We start from the raw sequence: 25,708 nt of genomic DNA, 5'->3' as shown, positions 1-25,708 counted from the left end.
GGTCCGGGGAGAGGGTTTGTGGGGAGGGGTGATCCCCGGTGCGACTGGAAACCGCAACGCAGCCCCAGTCGCCCCAGAGATCAAGGGGTTGAACCCGGAGGAACGGATCAGTCTCCCGTGCGAGTAAAGGTCGCGTTGGAGTCGGTAATCGAGGTGATCTCCTGACCCTGAACACTGATGACGGCGCGGAGCCCCTGCTTGACCTCGGACGCGCTGAGGCGGCCAGCAGCGGTATCGAAGGTGTAGGAGCCTGTGCCGTTCTGTTCCTCGACCTTCATCTCGAAGGGAGCATCGGGGGCCACCTTGAACTCATCGATATTCATGGACAGACTGATCTTGGCAGTTGCATCGGATTCGGCCTCGTCCAGGCTGTAGGTATTGGTCAGGGCGAGGGTCCCTTGAGGGGTGGGCAGCTCGACTTTCCGGGTCCAGGTCGCACCGGGCTCGACTCCCTCCTCGGGCAGGATCAAGGTGGACTGGCCAATCAGACCCTTCATACCCTCGGCCGAGGCAAGGTTCTGCAAGGCCTGGGCGCCGGGGCCGGCGTTGCGGAGCCGCTCGATCATCTCGTCGGGCACCTCCACGTCGTTGACCTCGCCCCGGGGGGTCATCACCAGAACGACCCGAGCACCAACCAGGGCGTCGATGACCGGCTTGAGCATCGCCGCCGGGCCTTCGCCGGCCGCCTCGTCCTGAGAGTCGTACTCGAAGCTGGCGAACTGAGAATCGAGCGACACCCGCACTCGCTCGATTGTCTGCGCCACCCGCGCCGAGCCGTCCGAATTGACCGAGTCCACCTTCCAGGCCATGTCCACCGTCTGATTGATGGTGGTCTTGACTTCCTGATTCTGGACCATCGCCGTGGTGACGGTCGTCTGGTTCAGCTCATAGGAGTGTGTGTCTCCCTCGGCAAACGTCCAGCGCAGGGTTTCCGCGGCCCCTGCCGGAACGGCGAGCAGCAGGCAGACCATCGGAACCCATCGCAACACAGATCGAGATCGCGGCGGCATCGGGTCGTCTCCCTTGTCCCATCATCAGGCGATTTTCGATCACCCGAGACGGTTCCTCACTCCCCGGCCGCCGGACTCCTCTCGTACCGGACGCTCCGACCGGGCCAGGGAACCAGTTTGACCAGCGACACCCCTCCTCGACAAGCACCCGACAAAAACCACAAAATCGGATATTGAAGTCCCATTTCAGATCGATTATGCTCGATCAAGATGAAGGAACGAAGACCGAGCGTGATTGGGAGCTGGAGGACGTGACGATGGGCAAGGTCGCGTGGAGAAAAACGGGGCTGGTGGCAACGACGTGGGGGGTGGCCGTGGTCCTGGCGATGGGGACAGCCAAGGGACAGGACCTGGGGTTCGAGCGTTCGCCGATCGATTACTTGACGGCTGAGGTGGACGATCCGATCGCCCGGTTGCAGGAAAAGCTGGCGGAGGGAGAGGTCCGGTTGTCGTATGATGCGACGCGGGGGTACTTGCCGGCGGTCCTGGAGGCGTTGGGGGTTTCGCCGACCTCGCAGACCCTGGTGTTCAGCAAGACGAGCTTCCAGCAGAGCCGGATCTCACCGAGAACGCCAAGAGCCATCTACTTTTCCGATGATGTGTACATTGGTTGGATTCCGGGGAGCGATTTCCTGGAGATCACAGCGGTTGATCCGGAGCAAGGGGCGGTCTTTTATCAGCTCGACCAGGCGCGTACACGCCTGCCGGAATTCGAGCGGAGGACGCACGATTGCCTTAGTTGCCACGCGACGCCCCGAACCCAGGGGGTGCCGGGGCATCTCGTGCGGTCGGTTTTTCCGAGCCCCGACGGCCAGCCGGTGTACAACGCCGGGACCTTCCTGACCGACCACACCAGCCCAATCGCCGAGCGCTGGGGAGGCTGGTACGTGACCGGAACCCTCGGCGATCAGGAGCACATGGGGAACGCCTTCGTCCGTGATCGGGACCGGCCGGAGGAGTTGGACCGCCGCGGCGCGACGAATCGAACCGAGCTGTCCGATCGCTTCAACACCTCGCCTTATCTGGCGAAAACAAGTGATGTTGTTGCGTTAATGGTGATGGAGCATCAGACCCAGACGCAGAACCATATCACCGCACTCAGCTACCAGACGCGCATGGCCGCGCACTATGACCAGACGATGAACGAGGCGCTTGGCCGGTCGAGTGAGCACCGATCCCCCAGCTCGGTCCGACGAGTCGAGTCGGCGGCCGATGATCTCGTACGAGCGCTTTTGTTCGTCGAGGAGGCTCGGTTGACGGAACCGATCACCGGCACGTCTGGGTTTACGGAGCACTTTGCCACCCTCGGCCCGAAGGACGAGCAAGGGCGATCGCTGCGTGACTTTGACCTGAAGACCCGGCTGTTCCGCTACCCACTGAGCTACCTGATTTACTCCGAGGCGTTCGACGCCCTGCCCCCGGTGGCCAAACAGGCTGTGTACGACCGGCTCGACGCGATCCTCTCGGGCCGGGAACGTGATGCCGACTTCGACCACCTGACGCCCGAGCTGCGCGACGAGATCCGGGCGATCCTCCGCGAGACCAAATCGGACTTCCCCGACGGCCCCCCGCCGGGCTGACGATCGATCCGCGAGCGCCCTCGGCCCGTTCGGGCCGCGAGACACGTTCGATCGATCAGGGGAAACATCGGCCGAAGGCGATCAGAAGTCTCGGATCGCCTCGCAAACGGACCCGGAGGGTCAGCAGGAGCCAGACGATGCTGATCTCCTTGCGGAGGAAGCGGAGCCAGCTTGCGGAATCAGTCGTGACCCGCAGGTCGGGCTGACCGACGCAACCGTCGAGGACCTCGATCGATTGATCGCGGATGATCACCGTGCACTCGGCCCGCTCGTTTCCGGTGAAGCGGAAGTGGTAGGTGGCGGCAAGGCCCCTGGACTGGCCTCGCTGGAAGACGTTGCGCATGAAGCGGATGAACAAGCCAACCGAGTTCGGCCGCAGGACCGCCCCGACCCGGGACGTGCGTTTGTGGGGGAATCGCCGGGCGACATACGCCTCGGCATCCGAGTTGGGCTGCACGTAGATCGTCTCTTCCTTGGCCTGGAGCGGCTTGACGATGTCGTTGAGGAAGCCGCTCCGATCGTCCAGGAAGGGGCCGATCACGTCCTCGCCGGCCGGGCAGACCGCCAGGCAATAGGCCGCCTTGTAGTTCGGCCCGTAGGCGAGTGATTGCCACATCGAGGCGCTTTCACCATCGCTGACTTTTGCGCGATAGGCCTTGCCGCTACCGCTCTCGGCCACCGTCTCGACCCACTCGGTGAAGCCTCCCATGAACTCGCGGTAGTTATGCGAATAGCAGGAGGAGAAGTCGAACGCGCCGTCCGACGAGATCGCTCCGACCGGGCAGGCCGCGACGCAGAGCTTGCAGGTGACACATGGGTTGTAGTCGATCGCCCGGCCCTGCTCGGTCACCTCGGTATCGATGAAGACGGCCCCGAGCAGGATGAAGCTGCCAAAGCGCGGGTGGATGACGTTACGATGCAAGCCCATCTGGCCAAGCCCGGCCGCGACGGCCAGGGGTTTGAGCGAGAGCGACCACGTCTTCTCGGGGAAGCGGTCCATCTCCATCGGGAAGGCCATGGGCGGATTGAGACCTCGAACGCCCAGCCCGGCCAGTTCGCGGACAATCCGGCGGGCGGTGTCGTTCACCTCGTCTCCGGTGGCGTGGAACTCTTGGTTGGCCATGTTGCGGGCAGGGCTCCGGACCGCCTCCGGGGTCATCCGGCAGACGAGGGCGATCACCGTCCTCGTCGCCGGATAGACCCGAAGCACGTCCGATCGCTCGGCGTCGAGCTCGGGCCGATCGATCGCGACGAACCCCACGTCGTCCGCCCCGGCCTCCAGGCAGATCCGGCGCAATTCCGCCGCATCCAGCCGGGCCAGACCGCTCGGGCGACGGGGCATGCGGCCGATCGCCACCACCGTCGGATGCTGTTCCAATCGGGTCATCAGTTCACCACCTCCCATTCACTTGCAAAACGCAAGCGTCAGACTTGCAAACTACAAGTTCGCCTCGGATACTGTCAAGGGGGCATGGGCGAGATGTTCGAACGCATTGAGGAGGGAACGATGAAACGCCCGACGAAGCGGCGATCACCGTGTCCGGTGTCGTGCTCGCTGGACCTGATTGGCGACAGGTGGACGCTGCTGGTGGTCCGGGACCTGATGTGCGGCAAGTCGCAGTTCGTGGAGTTTTGCAGGTCACCGGAAGGGATTGCGACGAACATCCTCACCGATCGCCTGCAGCGGCTGGTCGAGCACGGGCTGGTCGAGAAGGCGGCCTCCGACGAGGAATCGCGACGGGACCGCTACCGGCTCACCACGAAGGGGAATTCGCTGCGACCGGTGCTCGACGCGATCGCCCGCTGGGGCCTAGCCAACATCGAGGGGACCGAGGCAGGCTTGAAGCTGAAGGATGCCTGAGACTATTGAGCTTAACGTTTATTCATCAAAACTTTTTGAATTTCCTCGATGATCTGGGTGTCATGCGTGGGGAGGCGGGATCAAGAGGTAATGGCCGGTGCTCGCCGGGCGAGGACGGCGCGGGAGGGGGCATCGCGGCCGCCGCCGACGAGGAGGATTGTGGCCGATTCGGCCCCTTTGGGGCGGAGCTGGGAGCGGAGGGTTTCGGGGCGGATCTCCAGGCCGCGGACCTTGATTTCAAGGGTGCCGACGTTGCGTTCGAGCAGGGCGCGGCGGAGGACCTTCACGTCGATCGGGAACTCGTCGAGGACTTCAAAGGCAGCGAGAAACGGGGAATCGACGCGAGCAGGACCGGTGAGGAAGTCGGTCGCGTCGTTGATCCGGCCGAGGTCGTGGGCCTCGGCAAAGGATTCGACGAGGCCGGAACGCAGGAGGGCCGGATCGGGGTCGAAGGCCCAGGCGTCGAGCGTTCGGGCGGGGGCAAAGCCGCCAGGGGGGCCGTCGCGGTCGGTCCAGGTGGTTCCTTCGGGGAGCCGGGTGGCGCGGCGTCGGCAGGTGACGAGGTCGCCGAACCAGGCGGTCGCCTCGCGGGCCTCGCCGCCGAGGCTGACGAGTTCGACCTCATAACGATCGCCATAAAAGTGTGCGTTGAAGTCGCTGGCCGGACCGAGCTTGATTGCGCCGCCTCGGGCGCGCTCGGTCAGGTCAAGCAGGGCGTGGGGTCCGGGGTGGTAATCGCTGAGCATCTGGGCGGCGCGGCGGGAGCCTTCGACGCGGCGGTCGGGATCGACGTGGAGGCGGGCACCGTCGGGGATCGGGAATCGCAAGGCATCGGCGACGATGGTGGTGAGGCGATCGCCGACCTCGTAGACCCCTGCGTTCCAGAGGGCGCGGCGGGCCATGCCCTCGTCGCGATCGACGCCGATCACGCGATTGGCCACGGTGGCCTGCGCGATGGCATCGCCGCCGATCCCGCAGCAGAGATCGACGACGAGGGGAGTGCCCTGGAACCGCTCGCCCTTGTGGCGGGCGACGGGTTCGGCGGTCGCCTGTTCGACGCCGACGGGGTCGAGCCACATGCGGTCGGCGCGGTCGAACTTGGCTCGCCCTTTGCGGCGGGCCTCGGCCAGGCGGAGGGCGGCCGAGACGACCTCGGCCGGGACCGCCTTGCGCCAGCGCGCTAGGGCCGAAGGGCCGGGACGAGGGGTCGCCTCAACCTCGGCAAGCAGGGTGCGGCCGTCGTCGGTCGTGATCAGGAAAGCTTCGGCGTCGAGGGGGAGCATGAATCGTTCCAAAAGAGAGGCAATCGTGGGTCTTTGATTCGCGACAGGACGATGGCAACATTCCTCGCGTCGGGTGCGTCGAGTCCTCGGAGACGCACCGATCCGCCTTCCCGGTGCGTCTCCGAGGACTCGACGCACCCGACAACCGCTTCCACTCAAAAATGATGGGTTTTTGCTGGGTGGCCCCGGTTGCTCGTCAACCGGGGTCGCGGAGCGACACGCGGTTTCGGTGTCGCCTGCCATCACCTCTCGCGGCTGCGCCGCCCCGGTTGGCGAGCAACCGGGGCCACCCAGCGCAGAGGGGCGACGCATCATTTGAGGGTGGAAGGTCTACCGCCGAAAAGGCTACCTCCAAGACGTTGCAATCGTCCTGCGATCCACGAACCGGGTCTGACACATCGGGCTCGATTCGACTAGAATAACGAATCTTGCGCCAATCTGACCCCCATCCGCTCGATCTCGATGGAGGAGGCCCGCCATCGTGTCCGCGATTGCTCCGAGTGCCCGACCAGATCAATCCCGACCGCTGCCCGCCCCCCCCGCGTGGGCGAAGGAGCCGCTGACGATCGGCTCGGTGACGGTCCCGACCCGCTTCTTCCTCTCGCCGCTGGCCGGGTACACGGCCTTGGCGTATCGACTGACGGTCCGCGAGCTGGGGGGCCTGGGCCTGGCGACGACCGACCTGGTGAATGCGCGGTCGCTGATCGAGAAGCGTGCCAAGGCGTTCGACCTGGCCTCGACCTGCGGGGAGGACCAGCCGGCGTCGATTCAGATTTACGGCGCGACGGCCTGGGAGATGATCGAGGCGACGAAGATCGTGAGCGACCTCGGGCCGTCGATCATTGACATCAACATGGGTTGCCCCGTGCGCAAGGTGGTGAAGTGCGGCGGCGGCTCGGCCTTGATGTGCGACAGCGAGGGGGCAAAGCGGCTGGTGAGTGCCGTGGTCGAGCATTCGCCGGTGCCGGTGACGGTGAAGATGCGGCTGGGGTGGGACCAGCAGAATCCGACGGCGCCGGAACTGGCGAGGCTGTTCGAGTCGATCGGCGTGGCGGCGGTGATCGTGCATGGAAGAACGAGGGCGCAGGGGTTCAGCGGGTCGGTCGATCGTGAGGGGATTGCCCGGGTGGTCGAGGCGGTTGATCGCATGCCGATCATCGGAAATGGAGATATTCGCACCCTGGTGGATGCCGAGGCGATGTTCCGCGAGACCGGCTGCGCGGCCATCTCGATCGGCCGGGGGTCGCTCTCGAATCCGTTCCTGTTCCGCCAGTTGTTGCACTGGGCCGAGCACGGCACCGCCGGGCCGGAGCCGGGGTTCGAGGATCGCCTGAATGTGATGGTCCGCCACTTCCACCGACTGGTCGAGACGCGGGGCGCGCACCTGGCCTGCCTCCAGTTCCGCAAGGTGTTGAAGTGGTACAGCTACGCGATCCGGCCACCGAAGGAACTGTACCTGCAGCTCGTCAACCTGCCGAGCGTCGCCGTCTTCGATTCCGTCGTCGATCAGATCCGCGCCGCCGGGCCGACCACCCCCCTGCCCTCGCAGTTCGAGCCTCGCGTGCCGACGCCGAAGGGGCCGATCGACAAGTGGTGAGGGAGCGAGACCGTTCCTGACACACCGGCTCGGAGAGATTTCAGAAATAAACTGGATTGATCGTGGCTCAATCCGGCATTACCTCGTGGACACTCCGAGTCGAAGGAAGGATCACGAGCCGTGCCCAGAGCGATGAACGAGGCGAGTCTCCGGCACCTTGGCACCCTGTTCGGGGGTGGTTCGGGCCTGGGGATGTCGGACGGGCAGTTGCTGGAGCGGTTCGTCACCCGGGAGGGGACGAGGGCGGAACGGGCGTTCGAAATCCTGGTCGAGCGGCACGGGCCGATGGTGCAGCGCGTCGCGCGGTCGATCGTGAACGATCGCGACCTGGCCGACGATGCGTTTCAGGCCGTGTTCGTCACCCTGGCGAAGCGGGCAAGGTCGCTCTGGGTCCGTGATTCGATCGGTCCGTGGCTGCACGCGGTGACGGTCCGGGTCGCGACTCGGATGCGGAACGATCAGGCCCGGCGCCGTCGGATCGACGCGAAGGCCGCCGCCTTGATGCCCTCCTCCTTCGAGCCGGGCGTTCCCGATGACCTCGGGGCCGCCTTGCACGAGGAGATCGCCCGCTTGCCTGAGGCGCAGCGCCTGCCGATTGTGCTCTGCCTGATCGAGGGGCTCACCCACGACCAGGCGGCCGACCGGCTCGGCTGGCCGGTGGGGACGGTCCGCAGCCGATTGGCGAGGGCTCGGGAACGGCTCCGATCGCGGCTCGATCGGCGAGGGCTGGCACCGTCGTCGGGCGTGCTGATCGGCCCCGGGTTGCTCATGCGATCCGGCTCGGAGGCGATTCGAGGGTCGTTGCTCCATGCGACGGTCCAGAACGCAGTGTCCGCAACGCACGGGGGAGTGATCGGCCTGGTCGGGACGGTCCCGGCCGGGGCGATCGCCGCGGCGGTGACACTGGTGAAGGAGTCGAGCATGATTCATCGAGTGCTGGTGGCTGGGGTGATGTCAGCGGGGGTCTTCGCGGTTGGAGCGTCGCTTTCGGCGCAGTCGAAGCCGGACCCGTCGCCCGCCACGGTGACGGAAGGGGTGTCGGATGAGGGGAGGATGGTTACGAAAACCTATGCGGTGCCCGACCTCATTGCCTTCAACCATATCGTGCGTGGTTACCACCAAGAGGGACTTGATCCACGACTTACGCAAATCACACGTTCTGCCGACTTTGAACCGCTCATTGAGCTCCTGACCGCATCGGTTGCGCCGGACACATGGACCATCACGCGCTTCCCGGGTGAGGAGGTCCCCCCCGGGGACACGCTTCCCGAAGGAGTGCTCATCCCCCTTCCCTCAACGAGCAGGATGGTCATCCGCCATACGGCGGAAGTGCATGACGAGGTCCGCACGCGGCTTGAACAGATTCGCCGCCTCGTCACGGCCCTCCAGGGTCCACCAGAGTTGGTCGAGGAGCGGCTCATCGGTCCCGAACCGAACGAAGTCGAGATCGTCGAGGAGCGGCTCATCGGTCCCGAACCGAACGAAGTCGAGATCGTCGAGGAGCGGCTCATCGGTCCCGAACCGAACGAAGTCGAGATCGTCGAGGAGCGGCTCATCGGCCCTGAATCGTCTCCCTTCGAACTGGACCGCGCCCGAGAAGGCGAGGCTCGCGAGGCCCGTGGCTCTGATCCTTTCGGGAGACTTCGCCCGGATGCCGGGCCGGCCCCGGCTCGACGCAATCCTTTCCAGCAGCGGCCGGCCTCCGGGCCGACCCCGGATCAACGCATCGAATTGCTCGAACAGAAACTCGACGCGATCCTGGACGAACTCCGAGCAATCCGGGGTGGAGAGAAACCCGAGGGAGTGCAAGGCGGGGACAACTCGGATTGAATGTCATGATCGGCCAGAGCCACGAATGCCTCGCAGGCGAGCGGAGGAAACGGCATGAACTGGCAGGCGGTCCTCGCTCGGTTGACATCCGAGATGGAGAACATCCGTCGCTGGTTCGGTGTCAAGGACCTCGCGCCGGGTGCCCCGGGTTCCGCGCCAGCGGACCCCGGGCGCGGGGGCCGCTGGCCCAGCTTGGTCCGGTCCACCCGGGGTCCGCTGGCGCGGAACCCGGGCCACCCGGCGGAGGCCTCTCGTCATGGCGGTCGCCTCATCGTGATTCGGACCAGCCTTCGAGGGGACGGGCCTCAGGCTTGTCTTCGACAAGGCGGTAGGCGGCGTCGATCGCAAGATCGACGAAGCGCTGGACCTGGCCGGAGGGCCAGCGGACCTCGACGGTGACGGGGGAGGAGGAAGGGCCAAGGCCGAAGTGGAGGCGGGGGTCGCCGGACGAGAGGTAGCTGCCGCCGCCGAAGCGCTGGGCAGTCTGGGTGCGGCCGGAGGAGGTGACGGTGACGACCGCGCCGAGGGCGTCGCGGTTCGAGGTGGTGCCTTCGAGGTGGAGAGTGAGGAAGTGATAGGATGAGGATGCTTGGCCTTCGGGGCCGAGGTTGCGGAGGAAGGCGAGCGGGTGATCCTGGGAGAGGATCAAGGCGTCGAGGAGTCCGTTGTTGTCGAGATCGCCGACGACCAATCCGCGGCCGACGCGATCGACGGACCAGCAGGAGCCGGAGCGTTCGGAAACGTCGGCGAAGCGGGCGTTGCCGAGACCGAGGAGCAGTTGCGCGGGCATGGCGTACGGGGTGCCGGGGCGGAAGTCGTTGACGTGGCCGTTGGCCTGGACGAGGTCGAGGATGCCGTCGTTGTTGGCGTCGAGGAAGGCCAGGCCGAAGCCGAGGACGAACCGGGTGGCGGGGGCGAGGCGGGCATCGGCCGAGGCGTAGGCGAACTGGGAGCCGCCGAGGTTGCGAAACAGGGAGGTGGACTCGCCGTAGAAGTTGGTCACGGCCAGCTCGGGGAGGCCGTCGCCGTCCAGGTCGCCGCAGGCGATCCCCATGCCGGCCTGGTAGCCGCCGTCGGCGTTCGAGGCCACACCGGCGACCTCGCCCATCTCCTCGAAGCGGAAACCGCCGAGGTTGCGGTGGAAGGCGTCGGCCGTCATGTCGTTGGCGACGAACAGGTCGACCAGGCCGTCGCCGTCGAGGTCGGCGGCGACCACGCCGAGGCCGCGGCCGTCGGGATCGGAGAGGCCGGACGCCTCGGTCACGTCGACAAACTGGCCGTCGTCGTTGCGATAGACGCGGTCGTGCTCGGCGGCGTAGCGGCGAGGGATGCAGTACATGTGCTCGCCGGGGCGGTTGGGGTCGATGCAGGGCTCCTCGCGTTCGGGGTCCCAGTGCAGGTAGTGGCAGACGAACAGGTCGAGGTCGCCGTCGTTGTCGAGGTCGGCAAAGGCGGCCGAGGTGGGCCAGCCGCGATCGCCACCCAGGCCGGCGGCCTCGGTCAAGTCCTCGAACGTGCCGTCCCCTCGGTTGCGATAGAGGGCATACGAGCGCCATCGGGTAATGAACAGGTCGGGATGCCCGTCGTTGTCGATATCCCCCACGGTCACGCCGTGGCTGTAGCCCTGCGAGGTGGCGGGCAGGCCGGCGGCCTCGGTCACGTCGGCGAAGGTGCCGTCGCCGTTGTTGCGGAAGAGGCGATCGCCGGGGAGATTTCGAGAAGGGTCGGGGGGGAAGGGGCCGCCCTGGACGACGAAGACATCGAGCCAGCCGTCCCCGTCATAATCCAGCAGGGCCAGGCCGCCCGACATGGTCTCGGGGAGCTGGCGGAGCCGGGTCCAGCCGGGGTCGAAGGCGAAGCGAAGGCCGGCGGTCTCGGCGTCGTCGCGGAAGCGGGGGATGGTGAGGGAATCAGCCCCTGAGGAGACCACATCGGCAAATGAGCTTTTGAGGATAAGGTCAGCCAGGGATCGGCCAGGCTCGGGGACGGGAGGTTCGGGAAGGGATCGGGCGCGGTCGAGCCCGGCGCGGGCCTCGGCGTTCGAGGGGTCGAGGCGAGCGAGCACGGTCCACCAGCCGATCGCCTCAAAACGACGGCCGAGCGATTCGGCCAGCCGGGCCAGTTCGGGCACGGGATCGAGGTCGCCATATTCGATGTTGGCCATCAGCTCGGCGTAGTCGTCGTGCAGACGGTCCAGTTCGCGCTTGCGGTCGCGGAGGGTGGTGCGATCCTCGGCGGAGGCGTCGCCGTCCAGAGCGGCCAGGTCGGCCAGGCGTCCCCAGGCTGTGGCGTCGCCGGGTTGAAGATCAATCAATGATTCCAAGGCGAGCCGTTCGGCCGCGGGGTCGCCCTGGATCGCGGCGAGCCGGGCCTGAAGTGTGGCGATGCGATCGGGGGGAAGGTCAGCGGCCGGGATGAGGCGCATGGCCTGCTCGGCGCGGTCGGGGCGACCGGCGGCCAGGGCCCAGTTGAGTCGGATGCGAGCGACGTCGGGGTCATCGGGGCGTTCGGCCTCGCAACGCGTGAGCCAGGCGTCGGCCTCGTCGAGCCGTCCGGATTCGACGGCCAGGTCGGCCAGGCCGAGCCAGACGCGGTCGTCCTCGGGAGCCTCGCGGTGTTGGCGTTCGAGGGCCTCAGCCAGGGCACTGATGGGGGGAGCGTGCGTCTCGGCCAGCCAGCGCGATCGGAGCAGCTTCGCCGCTTCAAGCGATTCGAGTGAAGGGGATGCCCGCCACTGGCGTTCGAACCACTCGGGGAGCCGTTCCGATCGGCCGGAGAAGAAGTAGAGGCGCTGGGTCAGTCGGATGGCCTCGTCGCCGATGGCGTCGCGGCGATCGACGAGCGCGGCCAGCGAGGGCTCGGCCTCGGCCAGTCGGCCGTGTTCGACGGCCAGCCAGGCCCGTTCGAGGGCAGCCTTGGGGCCGAGTTCCGCATCGAGCGGGATTCGGTCCCAGGCAGCCATCGCGGCGTCGATGTGGCCGAGCTTGGCCTCGCAATCCCCCAGCGCGAAGGCCACCTCGGATTGATCGGGCCGACGTTCCGCGAGGCGGAGCAGCCGAGCCCGGGCCGATTCGAGCTGACCGGCGGCCAGCTCACGGTTCGCCTGGCTCAACTCGTTCGCGTCGCGGCGGACCGAGGACCACCAGGCACCCGCGACGCCGAGCATCGCGACGATTGGCAGCCCCCAGATCAGGCTGCGCAGCCACGAAGAACGTCGCTGGCCTGAGGATAGGCTCTGCGCTTCAGCCACCAGGAACCCCCTCGCATCGGACCGAACGGAGTAACACGCGCCAGGCTGGTGCCACGCATGGTTGATCGACGAGCTGAGCGTCGCGATACGATTGTCTTCCCTGTTCGATCATGACCCCCGGCCAATCGATCGGCAAGGCATCATTCAGGAATCCGGAAGGGTGTTGCATGGTCGCTTCTCGTGGCTCGACCCCGATGCCGGTTGTGCCAGCGGTTTCCCGGTTGCATCCGACGGTTGGCCACCGATAATGGCCCGATATCAGGGGAGGGGAGCAGGTGTCGAGTCGAGTTTCGTGGGGTCTGCCCCGGATCGCGTCGGGCCTCGGCGTTCCTCAACGAGTGCGATCGCAGGCCGCCAGGCGGATGCCACCCGATGCCCAGTCGGCACCGCGGAGCCAATGACCATGAGCCGTGATGCGTCCAGATCCGATCCCGCCCTCGCTCCGACCCCTCGGCCGAGACGCCGGGGTCTGCCGCCGACCGTCGCGGCCCTGATCGCCGGGATCGTCGCGGCCGGGCTGAGCGGAACCGCCAGCGAAACGTTTGTCGGTCTGTTCGCTCCGGCCGAGAAGGCCGGGGCCCCGGCCGACCCCTCGCTTGACCCGGACGACGGAGAGCAGCGGACCCCCGAAGAACGCCGTGGGTTGGTGCTCGACGCCACCCTGACCTATGCGGTGCAAGGTGCCTTGCTCGGCCTGTTGCTCGGCCTGGCCGGTGGGGCCAGCGGGGGATCGGTCCCGACGGCGGGGCTTGGGGCGGGGATCGGCGGGATGGTCGGAGCGATTGTCTGCGGGCTCGGGGCCTTTGGCCTGTTCACGGTGTACGTCAACCATGTCGACCCGGTCGCGCCGCAGCTACTCGCCCCGCTGAGTACCCGGTCAATTCTCTGGGGAGTGATGGGAGGCGTGGGTGGCCTGGCCTTCGGCGTCGGCCTGGGAGACGAAAACAGTCTGGGCGGGACGATCCTGGGAGGAGCAACCGGTGGCCTCCTGGCCGCGCTTCTCTATGAGCTGGGGGGCCTGATGCTCGGTCCAGACGCCCGCCCGATCCTCCCCCTCGCCGGGGAACCGCGTGCTCGGTTGTTCGCCCACGGCCTGATCGGCGTGCTGGTGGCCCTTGGCGCGGTCAGGGGGCTGTCCGACGCTCCCGAGGCATCGACCGATTCAACTTGAGCCGAGCCAACTCGGAGGAGGGTCGGTCTGCCGGGATCGGCCTTGATCCCGTGGGGCCTTGCATTAGAATCTCGCGGCGCGGACGCAACAGAGCCGGGGTTGACTGAATCCCCTCGCCCGGCTCAGGCCGAAGGGAAACGGCCCGAGTGTTCTCGGATCGGTCGGGGACCCCGAATCTCCGGGACAAACAAGGACGTGCAGACCATGACGACGGACTCGGCCCAGCCGACGGACTCAGCCGACGAGTTCGACGCGTGGATGAGCGCGTTGCAGGGGGGAATCACCCCCGAGGAAGGTGCCCTGTTGCGCCGGCTGGCCTCTCAGGTCAGGACGGGCTGCATCGTGGAGGTGGGTTCGTACCGAGGCAAGTCGGCCGTGGCCCTGGCCTCCGGCGTGCACGCTCGGCCCGAGCCGGAGCGGCCGGCGATCTACTGCGTCGAGCCTCATCGTCCCTTCGTGGGCTTCTACGGCGGCGCGTTCGGCCCCGAAGATCGAGGCGCCTACTACGAGGCGATGTGCCGCACCGGGGCCTTTCGCAACGTTGCCTTGATCGGCCTTTCCAGCGAACAAATTACCCCAGGCTGGACCGATCCGGTCGGCTTGCTGTTCCTCGATGGCGACCATCGGTACGAAGGGGTCCGCCGCGATTTTGAGTGCTGGGAGCCTCACGTCGCTCCTGGCGGTCTAGTGGTCTTCGACGACGCCACCGACCCGAACTGCGGGCCGCACCGCCTGATCGCCGAGCTTCTGGAAACCGGTCGCTACCGACATCGCGAGACGATCGGGAAAGTCGTCGTACTGGAGTCGCTGGGGACCGGGTCGAGCCGAGCGCAGCCGGCTCAGGATTCTCGGCCTCGACGGTTGCTCATCGCCTGCCACGAATTGATCGCGACCGGCGGCTTGTTGCGGTTCGATCGGGTCGGGCGCGTCTTGCGAGACTGGGGGCACGAAGTGGCCTTTGTCGGCCTGGCCGAAGCGCCGACGGCCCCGATGACGGACGCGTTCCACCTGCCCATGCTCACACCGGACGAGGCCGCAAGCCGGCACTGGGACGCGGTGATGGTGCCCGGAGCCGGGTTTCCCGAGACGACCATCGCACAACTCCACCGCTTTCGAGACGATCGCTACGGTGTCCGGGTACAGCACATCCTGAATGATTCGACCCGTCGCCAGGCGTTTCTGGCAGTCAATGCCGCTCTGGCCCCGCATGTGGTCCTGTTCAACAACCGCCACTGGCCGGTGGGGACGTTCACGGAGTTCTCGGCAGACCGCTTCCAGGTGCTGCTCGGCGCGGTTGACCTCTCGACCTTCCGGCCTCGATCGTATCGCTCGCACCCGCAAACCCGGGGGCGATGGGTGATTGGCGGCCAGGCGGGGAAGAATCCGGGGCCCTTGATCGAGGCGCTGGCTCTGTTGCCATCGGAGGTTGTGCTCCGGCTGTTCGGCTCGGATGGTTTGAATCTCGCTCAGTCGCACGCCGAGCTAATCGCCTCGGGCCGCCTGGAACTGACCGGGATGCGAATTGGAGACGACCTGGCACGGTTCTACGCCGAGGTCGATTGCGTGGCGATGACCGAGACCTTTGCCGGCTGGTCGAATCTGGTGGCCGAGGCGATGGCCAGCGGTGTCCCGGTCGTCTGCACCGGGCACGGAACGCTCGACCTGGCTCGGCACGAGGAAACGGCCCTGGTGGTCGACGATCCGACCCCCGACGCCCTGGCCGCAGCGATCGCCCGCCTGAAGGACGATGCCATCCTTTGCCGGAACCTGACCGAGCAGGCCCTTGAGACCATCCGGCCGTACTCGTGGGAGGCGTACGCTCGGAAATTGCTTGAGCTGACCCGGCACGACTTCCGGCACCACTATCTGCACGATCCGGCATCGGGCCTGTATGGAAAATGGCCGCTCGATGATCGGCTCAGGGGGTTGATGCCGTTGATTGAGCGATCGGCGGGCCTCAGTGTCATCGACTTCGGCGCGGCCGAGGGATTCGTGGCGCGCGAACTCCTGCGCCGTGGTGCCTCGCAGGTGCTCGGCTTCGAGCTTGATCCCGGTCGCGTGGCGGCGGCCAATGAACTCTGTGCTCCCTTCGGTCCGTCGCGGTTCCGGGTCGCCGATCTGTCAGACTGGCACCGCTTCCGCAGCACTCATGCCGACGTGATCGAGGATGGCTACGATATCGTCCTGTACCTGGGGCTCCAGCACCATCTGCCGTGTGGGGATCGCCTTGAAACGCTGGACGGGGCCGCGGCCCTGGCTCGACGGTACTTCGCCATCCGGACCACACCCTCGATCTACGAACAGGACGCGATCGACGCCCGGCTGCGGGCCTCGGGCTTCGAACCGATCGCCTCGACCGAAGACGCGGCAACCAACGGTCGCAGTTACCTGGGGGCCGCCCGGATCTTCGAGCGGCGCTGCGCCTGATTCCCCGTGACCTCGACCACGACTCGGAGGATCTCGATCCGATGAACCGCCAGTTCGTCTCCTATCCGAAGTCCGGGCGCACGTGGATTCGGTTTCTTCTGACGCAACTCGACCTTGATCCACAGATCGTGTTCCACCACGACCGTTTCGAGTTCAACGACGGTGCCCGGCCGCCACACGACTTCGACCTGGAGCGCCGGTTGCGCGACTACGCCCAGGTCGACCGCCTGGTTTACCTGGAACGTGACCCGAGAGACACGATCGTCAGTCTCTATCACCAGGTCACGGGGCGGTTTCGCGATTTCTTTGCCTATGAGGGAACGCTGTCCGACTTCGTCCGAGATGACTACTTCGGGGCCGAGACGCTCCATCGATTCCGCGTCATGTGGGCCGAGCTGGCCGATCGGCTCGGGGTGCTTCGCGTCTCCTACGAGCAGTGCCACGAGGACCTGGAAGGCACCGTGCGACGGATTCTCGATTACTACGGTTTCGAGGTTTCGCCCGATCGCCTGGCCAAGGCGGTGCAACTGGCCGACTTCGACTCGATGAAACGCCTGGAACAGTCCGGCACGTTCGCTCAGCCGTGGCTCCGCCCCCGCAACGGTGCCCCGAAAGTGCGCCGAGGGACGGTGGGAGGATTCCGAGATGCGCTCGGCCCCGACGACATCGCTTACCTCAATACGATCTTCTTCACCCGAGCGGCCGCCTGATCGCTCTGGAGGGGTGTTGGAATCCTTTGCGCTCGGCGCGCTTCTTTTTGCCAGCGGCTCCGTACAATGGAGAAAAGCCAGGGGCCGCCTGTCGCCCGGACGTTTGCCGGGCGAGCCCCCCTCACCGATTGCCGGTCGAGGAGTCCGAGCGGTGGAAACGCGCCTGACGTTCGAGATCCAGCCACAGCCCGACGACGTGACCTGCGGGCCGACGTGCCTTGATGCCGTGTACAGCTACTTCGGCGACGAGATCCCTTTGGAACAGGTCATCCGGGAAATCCCGCAGCTTGAAGGCGGGGGCACCTTGGCCGTTTTGCTCGGCAATCATGCGCTCAAGCGGGGCTACGAGGCGACCCTTTACACCTACGATCTGCGCACCTTCGACCCCACCTGGTTCACGTCGGAGGCCCCGCACCTGGCCGAGAAACTTCGAGCCCAGGCAGCGAAGAAGGAGAACCCGAAGCTTCGGATCGCCACCGGGGCGTATCTGGAATTCCTCCGCCTTGGAGGTCGCATCCGCATGCGCGACCTGAACGGGGCCTTGATTCGGCACTACCTGCAGCGGCAAGTGCCGATTCTCACCGGATTGTCGGCGACGTACCTTTATCGCATGCCCCGCGAATACGGCCCGAAGTCGGATCACGACGACATTCGCGGCGAACCGGCCGGACATTTTGTCGTCCTTTGCGGATATGATCATAAAACGCGAGATGTGTTGCTGGCCGACCCCCTCTGGCCCAACCCCTTGGCGGCCGACCATTATTACGTGCAAGGAATGGACCGTGTGCTGTCGGCCATCATGCTTGGGATTGTGACGTACGACGCCAACCTGCTCATCGTCCGGCCCCGGCCGGCAGGGCGTTGACCGCGAGAGTGCGACTCATGGGGATGTATTGCGACCTGATGGCGGTCGACCAGGACAATCTGCTCCGGCTGCTCGTCGAGCCCGAGTCGGTCGGGGCGATCCTCGACGACGATTCGAGGCCCTCGGTCGACCTGCAAAAGTCGTGGCACGGTCTGCATTACCTTCTGAACGGCTCGGGTATCGGCGGCGAACCACCGCTTGATTTCCTGCTCGTCGGTGGCGAGCCGATCGGCGAGGACGACAGTGGTATCCGCCTTCTCCGGCCCGACGATGTCCGGCGGCTGGCCGAGGCCCTCGACGCGATCGACGACGCACGCCTCTGGGGCCGGTTCGACCCCGGAGCGATGGTGGAGGAGGGGATCTACCCCAATATCTGGGACGAGCCTGCGGCCGACCTCCGGGAGGAATACACCGGCTACTTCCGCGACCTGAAGGCGTTCCTCCACCAGGCGAGCGACGACGGGATGGCCGTCGTCATCACGATCGCCTGACCCGGGCCGTGCGGCTCCGACCCGCCCTGTCACGACACGTCCCCCAGGACCTTCCCTCGTGCCCACACTCATTGTGACGGATAACACCACAGACTGGCCCTCCGAGTTGCCCGAGGTCGAGGTCGTCGATGCCTGGTCGTACCTGACCGGCGATCGCTTCGCGGGGCTCCGGAACGTCAGGCTGTTCAACCTTTGCAAGTCATATCGGTATCAAAGTGCCGGTTATTATGTCTCGCTGCTGGCTGAGGCTCGGGCGCATCGCCCCTTGCCCTCGATCACAACGATTCAGGATATGAAATCGCCCGCGATGGTTCGCTTGCTGGGAGAGGACCTCGACGATCGCATCCAGAAAGACTTACATCCGTTGCAGTCAGAAACGTTCACGCTGAGCGTCTACTTCGGCCGGAACCTGGCCAAGCGGTACGACACGCTGAGCCGCTACCTGTTCGACGCCTTTCGAGCGCCGATGCTGCGAGCCCAGTTCAAGAAGGTTGACGACCGCTGGCAGCTTCGGAGCGTGGCGGCCATCGGGGCTCGGGAGGTTCCTGATCCGCACTGGCCGTTCGTCGTCGAGGCGGCCCGCGAATTCTTTGCCGGACGAAGGGGTTCAATCCGTCGCCGAGCGGCCTCGCGCTACGATCTGGCGATCCTCCGCAATCCGCAGGAAGCCGAACCTCCCTCCGATGAAAAGGCGATCCAGCGCTTCACCCGAGCGGCCGAGGCGGTGGGACTGGCCGTCGAGGTCATTGGCCCGGACGATTACGGCCGGATCGCTGAGTTCGACGCCTTGTTCATTCGCGAGACGACCGCGCCGAACCATCACACCTACCGATTCGCCCGCCGCGCCGCCGGCGAAGGCCTGGTTGTGATCGACGATCCCGAGTCGATCGTCCGATGCTCGAACAAGGTCTACCTTGCTGAACTCCTCAGCCACCACAACATCCCCGCCCCGAAAACGTTGGTCGCCCACGAAGAGAACGTGGACGAGGTGCTCGACCGGATCGGCCTGCCCTGTGTCTTGAAGCAGCCGGACAGCTCGTTTTCTCGGGGGGTCATCAAGGTCGAAACGCCCGAGGCGTTGCGCGATGAGCTGGCACGGTTCTGGAAGGAGTCGGATCTGGTCGTTGCGCAGGAGTATCTCCCGACAACGTTCGACTGGCGGATCGGCATTCTTGATGGTCAACCTTTGTTCGCGTGCAAGTATTATATGGCACGAAAGCATTGGCAGATTATCAAACGAGATGCCTCGGGTAAGAGTTCCTACGGCAAGTTTGAAACCTTGCCGGTCGAGCTGGCCCCGCGCAAGGCCGTTCGCCTGGCAACCCGAGCCGCCGAGCTGATTGGCGATGGCCTTTACGGGGTCGACGTGAAGCAGTCGGGCGATCAGTTCACGGTGATCGAGGTCAACGACAATCCGAACATCGAGGCGGGCGTCGAGGATGCGATCCTTCGCGACGAGCTGTATCGACGCCTGGCCGACGTCTTCCTCCGTCGGATCGAACGTCGCAAGGCCGGCTACGGTGGGGGGAATTCCCGACCATGAGCTTTCGTCTGTTCGAGCGCTTTGGGATTGAACTGGAATACATGATTGTTGATCGGGAAACGCTTGCCGTCCGACCGATCGCCGATCGTCTCCTGGCAAGCGTCAGCCCCTCGGGCGATCCGGAATCCGAGGTGGACCTCGGTCCGATCTCCTGGTCCAACGAGCTGGCGGCTCACGTCGTCGAGCTGAAGACGACCGAGCCGGTGGCATCGCTGTCGGGCCTCGCCGGGCAATTCCAGGAACATGTCGGACGCATGGATGCGATCCTCGAACCAATGGGTGCCTGCCTCCTGCCCACGGCGATGCACCCCCTCATGGACCCGAGCACCGAGGCGAAACTCTGGCCGCATGACTTTGGGCCGATCTATCAGACGTTCGACCGCATTTTCGACTGCCGAGGACACGGCTGGTCGAACTTGCAAAGCATGCACATTAATCTTCCGTTTTCTGGCGACGAGGAGTTCGCCCGACTCCACGCGGCGATCCGCCTGATCCTGCCGATCCTTCCGGCGCTGGCCGCCAGTTCGCCGATCGTCGAGGGACGCATCACCGGTTTGCTCGACACTCGCCTCGAGTTCTACCGGCACAATTGCCGAAGGGTTCCCGAAGTGACCGGCGGCGTCATTCCCGAGCCGGCCTTCTCACGGGCCGAATACGACCGGATGATCCTCGAACCAATGTACGCGGCGATCGCTCCGCTCGACCCCGAGGGGATCCTCCGTGACGAGTGGCTGAACGCCCGGGGAGCGATCGCCCGGTTCGACCGCTCGGCGATCGAGATTCGCTTACTCGATGTGCAGGAATGCCCGAGGGCCGACCTGGCCATCGCGTCGCTCGTGGTCGAAGCGGTGCGGACCCTGGTCGCGGAACGCTGGTCCTCATCCGAGACGCAACGGTCGATTCCCGTCGATCTGCTCAAACCGATTTTTCTCGACTGCCTCCGCAACGGCGACCGCGCACGGATTGACCAATCGGCGTACCTTGATTGCTTCGGACTCGGCACGACGATCGACGCCCGAGGGCTCTGGCAACACGTCGTCACCTCACTCGGCGATGAGTCGAGGCTGATCTCCGAAGCGAAAGCGCCGCTGGAGTTGATCCTTGATCGCGGCCCGCTTGCCCGTCGCATCGTTGATGCCGTTGGCCCCGAGCCCGACCGCCCGGCGATCGTCCGAACCTACGACACCCTTGGCCGATGCCTCATCGACGACCAGCTCTTTCGTTGATCAGTGGCGAGTCTTCTGGTTTCCCCGGGTCCCAGATCGTCCCGGCGAGGTAGCGATCGGGGCCGGTTTGGTCGTGATAGTAGTAGACCGAGAGGATCGTGCCATCGGGCCGGACGACCGAGCGGACGTAGCCGATGTCGGTGCCGCCGCCGTCGTCGCGGAGGGTGATGGGATCGGACCAGGTCCGGCCGTTGTCCTGGCTCAGGCGGGCCCGGATGCTGTACGGCTCGGCGCGGTGGCCGGTGATGAGGGCGAGTCGGCCGTCGGGCAATCGGACGAGGCTCGGCGGATTCCCGGCCCCGAGGCTGGGTTCCGGCTCACCAAGATACGTCCACGATTGGCCGTCGTCGAGGGAGGCGTAGGCGTCGATCCAGCTTCGCTCCGAGTCGCGCACGCGGATCGTCGTGACCAGGTCGGTCGGGCCGACACGTACGGTGCCGGGCATGATGGCATAGCCGTCGTCGGGCTCGGGACCGATGAACGAGAGGAACTCCCAGGTCAGGCCGCCGTCGCGCGTCCGAGCGCAGAAGGGGCGGCCTTCGCGGCCGTTGGATTGCTTCGAGGCGGTGGCGAAGATGTGGCAATCGCGCGGGCCGTTGATGATGGAATCGGTCCTCGCCATCACTCCCGGCTGGCCGAACAGAGGCAACGGATGCGGCCCCCGCCAGGTTCGGCCGCGGTCGTAGGAATACGCGAACCAGGAGACGCCACCATTGGCGTCGGCCATGCGCAGGGTCATGGCGAAGTCGGGGTGGGTGAAGTCGATTGGCTCGGTTAGGTCGGTGAGTGGCTTCTTGGGAACGTCGGGAGGGATAACGCCGTGCCTCATGCCGGGGGTGCCCACCAGAACGCCCGGAGGCTGCGGGACCTCGACCGCCCAGGTCTTGCCGCCGTCGAGGCTGCGGGCGAACAGATGCTCCTCCGGCTTCTCGCGGTCGATGTGGTGCCGGTCGCCCAGGTCCTTGTAAAACCCTCGGCTGAAACCGACGAGCACCTCATTGCCCCACGACCACATGCCGTGATTGGCCGGCCAGCCGGCGAAACGTCCCGGCTCCTGGTACACGACGACGTGTTCAAGAACCCTCGGCGCAGCGGTCGCGTTCTCGTCGTCGGCTCCCTGAATCGACGAGCCGAGCCCAACGGCGATCAGCCAGGCCAATGGCCGCACTGCCCCTCGAACGCTCGCCCGCCGGACCCCTCTGTTGGTTCGCATTACGTCGCTCCCGGATCGTCTCCCGACCGAGGGCGAAGACCGGCTCGCCGTCAGCGATCGGGGAACGCGCTGCCGAGGCATTACCTTGACCGGCCTCGCAGGGAGGGTCAAGCCGGTGCCGATCCCCCGCCGTTCAGAACGGTTGATCTCCGAATGGCCCCGTGTCGATTTTTTGAAGAAGGATCGGATCAGTGTTGAATTTTTTCGAAGGGGACGATCAAGATAGGGCAAATCCGGAATCCATCGCGGGGCAAAGGCGTCTCGCCGGTAGGATCGAAACACAAGGTTCGAGGACCGCGGAATTCGGGAGTGGGGTGATCGCCAAGGCTGGGTCGAAGGTGCCCCGGCGGTCGGAGCAATCCCGAAGCGGTTCAAGGAGGGTGGCACCGTGCGCATCGACCTCGGATCGGCGGGATCATACTGCGATCGCGTGAGCCGGCGGAGCTTCCTGCAACTGGGCGTGGCCGGGATGGCCAGTGTCGGCTTGCCGGGTCTGCTGGCGGCTCGGGACGCCTCGGTCCAGCGAGGAATGCCGAAGAAGGAGACGTCGGTCATCTTGATCTGGCTCGATGGCGGGCCGGGTCACATGGACATGTACGACATGAAGCCGGAGGCCCCCGAGCAGTACCGGGGCATCTGGAAGCCGATTCCGACGGTCGTTCCGGGGTTCGAGATCACCGAGCTGTTCCCGAAGCAGGCTCAGCACACTGATAAGTTCTCGATCGTCCGGTCGCTTCATCACGATACCGGCGACCACTTCGCCGGGGCGCATCGCATTCTGACGACGAAGGACATGGGGGTGTCGGGGGCAAACACGACCTCGAAGTTCCCGTCGCTCGGGTCAATCGTGGCGCGCGAGGTCGGCCCCCGCAAGTCAGGGATGCCCGCGTATGCGTCGGTTCCCATCGCCAGCAGCGTCGGCCTGAATCCGGGGTACTTCGGCGGCAACCTGCTCGGCATGCAGTACGACCCGTACCAGCCGGGCGGCGACCCGAACGCAGCTAATTACACCGTCGGCGACCTGACGCTCAAGGCCGGCATGAGCATTGACCGTCTCGAAGACCGCCGCGCCCTGCGTCAGCGGCTCGACGACGCCCTGCGGCAGCGCGATGCCCTGCCCGTCGATACCTCGGTCGATCAGTTCACCGAGCAGGCGTTTGACTTCGTGACCGGCCCGGCCGCTCGCGAGGCGTTCGACATCAGCAAGGAAGACCCGAGGCTTCGCGACCGCTACGGCCGCCACTCGTGGGGACAAAGCACCCTGCTCGCCCGTCGCCTGGTGGAGGCCGGCGTGACGTTCGTCACTGTCCACCTGGGCGGCTGGGATCATCATTGGGATCTCGAAGCGGGGATGAACCGCTACCTGCCGATGGTCGACTCGCTCGTTTCGTCCCTCTTTGATGATCTGCACCAGCGCGGCCTGCTCGACTCGACCCTGGTGATGCTCTGCGGCGAGTTCAGCCGAACGCCGAAGATGAACGACGGCGGCAATGGCGGGCCTCCCGGCAGCATGGGAACGCCAGGCCGCGACCACTGGGGGAACGCCATGTTCTGCCTCCTCGGCGGTGGCGGCGTGAAGGGTGGGCAACTGGTCGGCTCGACCGACCGCCTCGGTCAGTTCCCGCACGATCGCCCGATCACGCCGTCGAACCTGCACGCGACGATCTACCACGTCCTCGGAATCGACCCGCACTTGCAGGTGCTCGACCAGCTCAACCGCCCGGTCTCGGTGCTCGACGACCCCGAGCCGATCCATGAGCTGATCTGATCCGAAGGCTCGACCTCTGGCAATCCCACGGGCACCCCACCATCTTGTGTGCGGTGCCCGTGCTCGTCACAATCGGCGCGGTGGCTGGCGTCGATTGGTCGGGGCCGCCTCGCCTTGCGCTTCTCCGCCGAGAGGGACCAGCCCGATGGTCATGCCGCTGGGGGACATGCACCCGACCCGGATTCTCCCCTGGGTCAATTATGCGTTGATCGCCGCGAACATCCTCGTGTTCGTGCTCCAGTCGAGCCTGCCGGAGCAGTTCACGATTTCCTACGCGGCCACCCCGTACGAGATCACCCGGAATACCGATCTGACCGAGCCGGTCACGCTGGCCGTTGAGGTTGAGGTGCCCGACGCGTTCGGCAACGTCCGCGTCGAGGAGCGCGAGGAGGTCTTGCCGCAAGGGCCGGTGCCGTTTCCGGTCTGGCTCACCCTGTTCTCGTCAATCTTCATGCACGGCGGGTTGGCCCACCTGGGCGGCAACATGCTGTATCTCTGGATCTTCGGCGACAACGTCGAGGAATCGCTCGGTCACATCCGGTATCTGCTGGTCTATCTAGGGTGCGGCCTGGTGGCGAGCCTCTCGCACGTGGCGATCGGGCCGGATTCGATGATCCCCAGCCTCGGGGCGTCGGGTGCGATCTCGGGGGTGATGGGAATGTATCTCGTCTGGTTCCCACAGAACCGCGTGCGCGTCTTGCTGGGCCGGGTTATCACCACGATGCCGGCCTCGCTCGTCATCGGCCTCTGGATCGTAATGCAACTGGTGCTCGGGATCGGCGACCTCTCGACCGCCGGTCAGGGGGGCGGCGTGGCCTATGCAGCGCACGTCGGGGGGGCGGCCGCGGGCATCTTCTTCGGTCTTGCCTTCCGGTCACGAGCCGAGCAGGGCGGCGAGTTGCCGCTGCAACTCGGCTGGGCCTCACGCCAGACTCGATCCGGCGATCCTTTCCGCTAAGCCACCAGCCTCTTGCCTTCTCGCGGCATCACGATCCACACAATCGATGCTCCCGATCGTGGTCTCGAAGCTGCCTGTGGTTTGAGAGCGCGTACGAATCCCGACAGGCCGAACGTATTTCTGGATTCGATCGAATGCGATGCGGAATACCCCGGCACGGAGGCCCGGAATCATGCGATTGCGCAACGGAGTGCGGGGTTCGTGCGTGCTTCTGGCTCTCCTGTTCTGCGGAGGGATCAGCCAGTCCGCCGCCGACGAACAGTATTACGTCGTGATCTTCGGCTCTCAGTCTCGCCCCAAGCTGCTGCGCTATACTCACACCTGGGCAACGTTCATCCGCGCAGAGGGGTACGGCTCAGACCCGGCCGGCTGGCAGATTCAGCATCACACCATCAGTTGGCTTCCTGCCACACTTGATGTGAAGGTCTGGAACCCAAAGCCCGAGCCCGGAATCAATCTTGGACTGTATGAGACCATTGCCGCCGTCCGAGCGTCGAACCAGCGGATCACCGCCTGGGGGCCGTTTCTCATCAACCCGAGCGTCTATGAACGGTCGATTCTGGTGAAGCAAACGCTCGAAAGTGGCGCGGCCCAGTACCGAGCGATCAGCACACCGGCGAACCTGTTGATCAGCGACTGTATCCACGCTGTCGCCGCGTGCGATTCCGTGTTCGGCCGGGAGCACTACCCCTTGATTCGGATTGGCAACCCAGCGAGCCGATTCATCGCCCGGGAAATCATGACGCGCAGCCCGTTCGATCAGGCGTCGTACGACCACTCCTGGCTGATCGACCGGCTCAGCCTGGCCCATCACCCGGTCACGGTTATCCCTCCCCGGCAGATTCCCAAACGATCATGTTTCCTGTGTCGATGTCCGGAGGATGGTGTCGTTCGATAACCCCCCCTTTCTCGCCTTTACGCAAAG

20 protein-coding genes are annotated in these 25,708 nt (G+C 65.6%); 14 read left to right on the top strand and 6 right to left on the bottom strand.

Going from position 1 to position 25,708, the window contains the following annotated elements; all coding sequences use genetic code 11:
- Positions 1–107: 107 nt before the first annotated feature.
- Positions 108–1,010: a DUF6263 family protein gene (locus tag HG800_RS23670; protein WP_169980215.1), complete on the bottom strand. Its 903-nt coding sequence runs from the start codon at positions 1,008–1,010 to the stop codon at positions 108–110.
- 197 nt (positions 1,011–1,207) lie between these two features.
- Between HG800_RS23670 and HG800_RS23665 the strand changes: the two genes are divergently transcribed.
- On the top strand, positions 1,208–2,590 hold the full coding sequence (locus HG800_RS23665) for a hypothetical protein (RefSeq protein WP_169980213.1): 1,383 nt from the start codon (positions 1,208–1,210) through the stop codon (positions 2,588–2,590).
- A 55-nt stretch (positions 2,591–2,645) separates the two neighbouring features.
- Here HG800_RS23665 and HG800_RS23660 read toward each other — a convergent pair whose 3' ends face one another.
- Positions 2,646–3,977 (bottom strand): epoxyqueuosine reductase, encoded by a 1,332-nt coding sequence (locus HG800_RS23660; RefSeq protein ID WP_206352423.1) that lies wholly within the window; start codon positions 3,975–3,977, stop codon positions 2,646–2,648.
- A 120-nt stretch (positions 3,978–4,097) separates the two neighbouring features.
- Here HG800_RS23660 and HG800_RS23655 point away from each other — a divergent pair, with 120 nt between their 5' ends.
- Positions 4,098–4,451 (top strand): winged helix-turn-helix transcriptional regulator, encoded by a 354-nt coding sequence (locus HG800_RS23655; RefSeq protein ID WP_169980209.1) that lies wholly within the window; start codon positions 4,098–4,100, stop codon positions 4,449–4,451.
- 80 nt (positions 4,452–4,531) lie between these two features.
- Here the strand turns inward: HG800_RS23655 and HG800_RS23650 are convergent, their stop codons facing one another.
- Positions 4,532–5,734, bottom strand: coding sequence for a class I SAM-dependent methyltransferase (locus tag HG800_RS23650; RefSeq protein WP_169980207.1), 1,203 nt, complete (start codon positions 5,732–5,734; stop codon positions 4,532–4,534).
- Positions 5,735–6,215: 481 nt separating this feature from the next.
- Between HG800_RS23650 and dusB the strand changes: the two genes are divergently transcribed.
- Positions 6,216–7,331 (top strand): tRNA dihydrouridine synthase DusB, encoded by a 1,116-nt coding sequence (gene dusB, locus HG800_RS23645; protein ID WP_315852098.1) that lies wholly within the window; start codon positions 6,216–6,218, stop codon positions 7,329–7,331.
- A gap of 120 nt (positions 7,332–7,451) precedes the next feature.
- On the top strand, positions 7,452–9,161 hold the full coding sequence (locus tag HG800_RS23640) for an RNA polymerase sigma factor (RefSeq protein WP_169980205.1): 1,710 nt from the start codon (positions 7,452–7,454) through the stop codon (positions 9,159–9,161).
- Between the two features lie 268 nt (positions 9,162–9,429).
- Here HG800_RS23640 and HG800_RS23635 read toward each other — a convergent pair whose 3' ends face one another.
- Both HG800_RS23635 and HG800_RS23630 read right to left on the bottom strand, forming a co-directional pair.
- The gene (locus tag HG800_RS23635) at positions 9,430–12,411 is read right to left on the bottom strand and encodes an FG-GAP-like repeat-containing protein (RefSeq protein ID WP_169980202.1); all 2,982 of its coding nucleotides are present in this window, start codon (positions 12,409–12,411) and stop codon (positions 9,430–9,432) included.
- A complete protein-coding gene (locus HG800_RS23630) occupies positions 12,404–12,580 on the bottom strand; it encodes a hypothetical protein (RefSeq protein ID WP_169980200.1) in 177 nt (58 codons plus the stop codon). The genes HG800_RS23635 and HG800_RS23630 overlap by 8 nt, the downstream gene beginning before the upstream one ends.
- Positions 12,581–12,814: 234 nt before the next feature.
- Here HG800_RS23630 and HG800_RS23625 point away from each other — a divergent pair, with 234 nt between their 5' ends.
- From HG800_RS23625 to HG800_RS23595, 7 genes are all read left to right on the top strand, one after another.
- A complete protein-coding gene (locus HG800_RS23625) occupies positions 12,815–13,582 on the top strand; it encodes a hypothetical protein (RefSeq protein ID WP_169980198.1) in 768 nt (255 codons plus the stop codon).
- 204 nt (positions 13,583–13,786) lie between these two features.
- Entirely contained in the window at positions 13,787–16,009 is a 2,223-nt protein-coding gene (locus HG800_RS23620; protein ID WP_169980196.1) for a class I SAM-dependent methyltransferase, read from the top strand.
- 41 nt (positions 16,010–16,050) lie between these two features.
- Positions 16,051–16,719: a sulfotransferase domain-containing protein gene (locus tag HG800_RS23615; RefSeq protein WP_169980194.1), complete on the top strand. Its 669-nt coding sequence runs from the start codon at positions 16,051–16,053 to the stop codon at positions 16,717–16,719.
- A gap of 151 nt (positions 16,720–16,870) precedes the next feature.
- A complete protein-coding gene (locus HG800_RS23610; RefSeq protein ID WP_169980193.1) occupies positions 16,871–17,584 on the top strand; it encodes a hypothetical protein in 714 nt (237 codons plus the stop codon).
- Between the two features lie 17 nt (positions 17,585–17,601).
- Positions 17,602–18,075 (top strand): YfbM family protein, encoded by a 474-nt coding sequence (locus HG800_RS23605; RefSeq protein ID WP_169980191.1) that lies wholly within the window; start codon positions 17,602–17,604, stop codon positions 18,073–18,075.
- A gap of 58 nt (positions 18,076–18,133) precedes the next feature.
- Positions 18,134–19,618, top strand: a complete 1,485-nt coding sequence (locus HG800_RS23600; RefSeq protein ID WP_169980189.1) for a RimK family protein — start codon at positions 18,134–18,136, stop codon at positions 19,616–19,618.
- Positions 19,615–20,844, top strand: coding sequence for a carboxylate-amine ligase (locus tag HG800_RS23595; RefSeq protein WP_169980187.1), 1,230 nt, complete (start codon positions 19,615–19,617; stop codon positions 20,842–20,844). Before HG800_RS23600 ends, HG800_RS23595 begins: the two co-directional genes overlap by 4 nt.
- Here the strand turns inward: HG800_RS23595 and HG800_RS23590 are convergent.
- Positions 20,819–22,057, bottom strand: a complete 1,239-nt coding sequence (locus tag HG800_RS23590; RefSeq protein WP_169980185.1) for a sialidase family protein — start codon at positions 22,055–22,057, stop codon at positions 20,819–20,821. The genes HG800_RS23595 and HG800_RS23590 overlap by 26 nt on opposite strands.
- A 388-nt stretch (positions 22,058–22,445) precedes the next feature.
- Here HG800_RS23590 and HG800_RS23585 point away from each other — a divergent pair, with 388 nt between their 5' ends.
- The 3 genes from HG800_RS23585 to HG800_RS23575 all read left to right on the top strand — a co-directional run bounded on the left by HG800_RS23585 (position 22,446) and on the right by HG800_RS23575 (position 25,681).
- Complete coding sequence (locus HG800_RS23585; protein ID WP_206352422.1) at positions 22,446–23,825, top strand: DUF1501 domain-containing protein; 1,380 nt, start codon at positions 22,446–22,448, stop codon at positions 23,823–23,825.
- A gap of 145 nt (positions 23,826–23,970) precedes the next feature.
- Positions 23,971–24,783, top strand: a complete 813-nt coding sequence (locus HG800_RS23580) for a rhomboid family intramembrane serine protease (protein ID WP_169980183.1) — start codon at positions 23,971–23,973, stop codon at positions 24,781–24,783.
- A 172-nt stretch (positions 24,784–24,955) separates the two neighbouring features.
- Positions 24,956–25,681, top strand: a complete 726-nt coding sequence (locus tag HG800_RS23575) for a hypothetical protein (protein WP_169980181.1) — start codon at positions 24,956–24,958, stop codon at positions 25,679–25,681.
- Positions 25,682–25,708 lie beyond the last annotated feature (27 nt).

The organism is Tautonia rosea, from assembly GCF_012958305.1.
In the GTDB taxonomy this organism is placed as follows: domain Bacteria; phylum Planctomycetota; class Planctomycetia; order Isosphaerales; family Isosphaeraceae; genus Tautonia; species Tautonia rosea.
The sequence above is the reverse complement of the archived record's forward strand: the minus strand, read 5'-3'. Positions and strand labels throughout refer to the sequence as shown.

Excerpts from the sequence above, each read along its gene's own strand:
- HG800_RS23670 (WP_169980215.1), bottom strand. The coding sequence starts at position 1,010 with ATGCCGCCGCGATCTCGATCTGTGTTGCGATGGGTTCCGATGGTCTGC.
- HG800_RS23665 (WP_169980213.1), top strand. The coding sequence starts at position 1,208 with ATGCTCGATCAAGATGAAGGAACGAAGACCGAGCGTGATTGGGAGCTG.
- HG800_RS23660 (WP_206352423.1), bottom strand. The coding sequence starts at position 3,977 with ATGACCCGATTGGAACAGCATCCGACGGTGGTGGCGATCGGCCGCATG.
- HG800_RS23655 (WP_169980209.1), top strand. The coding sequence starts at position 4,098 with ATGAAACGCCCGACGAAGCGGCGATCACCGTGTCCGGTGTCGTGCTCG.
- HG800_RS23650 (WP_169980207.1), bottom strand. The coding sequence starts at position 5,734 with ATGCTCCCCCTCGACGCCGAAGCTTTCCTGATCACGACCGACGACGGC.
- HG800_RS23630 (WP_169980200.1), bottom strand. The coding sequence starts at position 12,580 with ATGCAACACCCTTCCGGATTCCTGAATGATGCCTTGCCGATCGATTGG.
- HG800_RS23625 (WP_169980198.1), top strand. The coding sequence starts at position 12,815 with ATGAGCCGTGATGCGTCCAGATCCGATCCCGCCCTCGCTCCGACCCCT.
- HG800_RS23620 (WP_169980196.1), top strand. The coding sequence starts at position 13,787 with ATGACGACGGACTCGGCCCAGCCGACGGACTCAGCCGACGAGTTCGAC.
- HG800_RS23615 (WP_169980194.1), top strand. The coding sequence starts at position 16,051 with ATGAACCGCCAGTTCGTCTCCTATCCGAAGTCCGGGCGCACGTGGATT.
- HG800_RS23605 (WP_169980191.1), top strand. The coding sequence starts at position 17,602 with ATGGGGATGTATTGCGACCTGATGGCGGTCGACCAGGACAATCTGCTC.
- HG800_RS23595 (WP_169980187.1), top strand. The coding sequence starts at position 19,615 with ATGAGCTTTCGTCTGTTCGAGCGCTTTGGGATTGAACTGGAATACATG.
- HG800_RS23590 (WP_169980185.1), bottom strand. The coding sequence starts at position 22,057 with ATGCGAACCAACAGAGGGGTCCGGCGGGCGAGCGTTCGAGGGGCAGTG.
- HG800_RS23580 (WP_169980183.1), top strand. The coding sequence starts at position 23,971 with ATGGTCATGCCGCTGGGGGACATGCACCCGACCCGGATTCTCCCCTGG.
- HG800_RS23575 (WP_169980181.1), top strand. The coding sequence starts at position 24,956 with ATGCGATTGCGCAACGGAGTGCGGGGTTCGTGCGTGCTTCTGGCTCTC.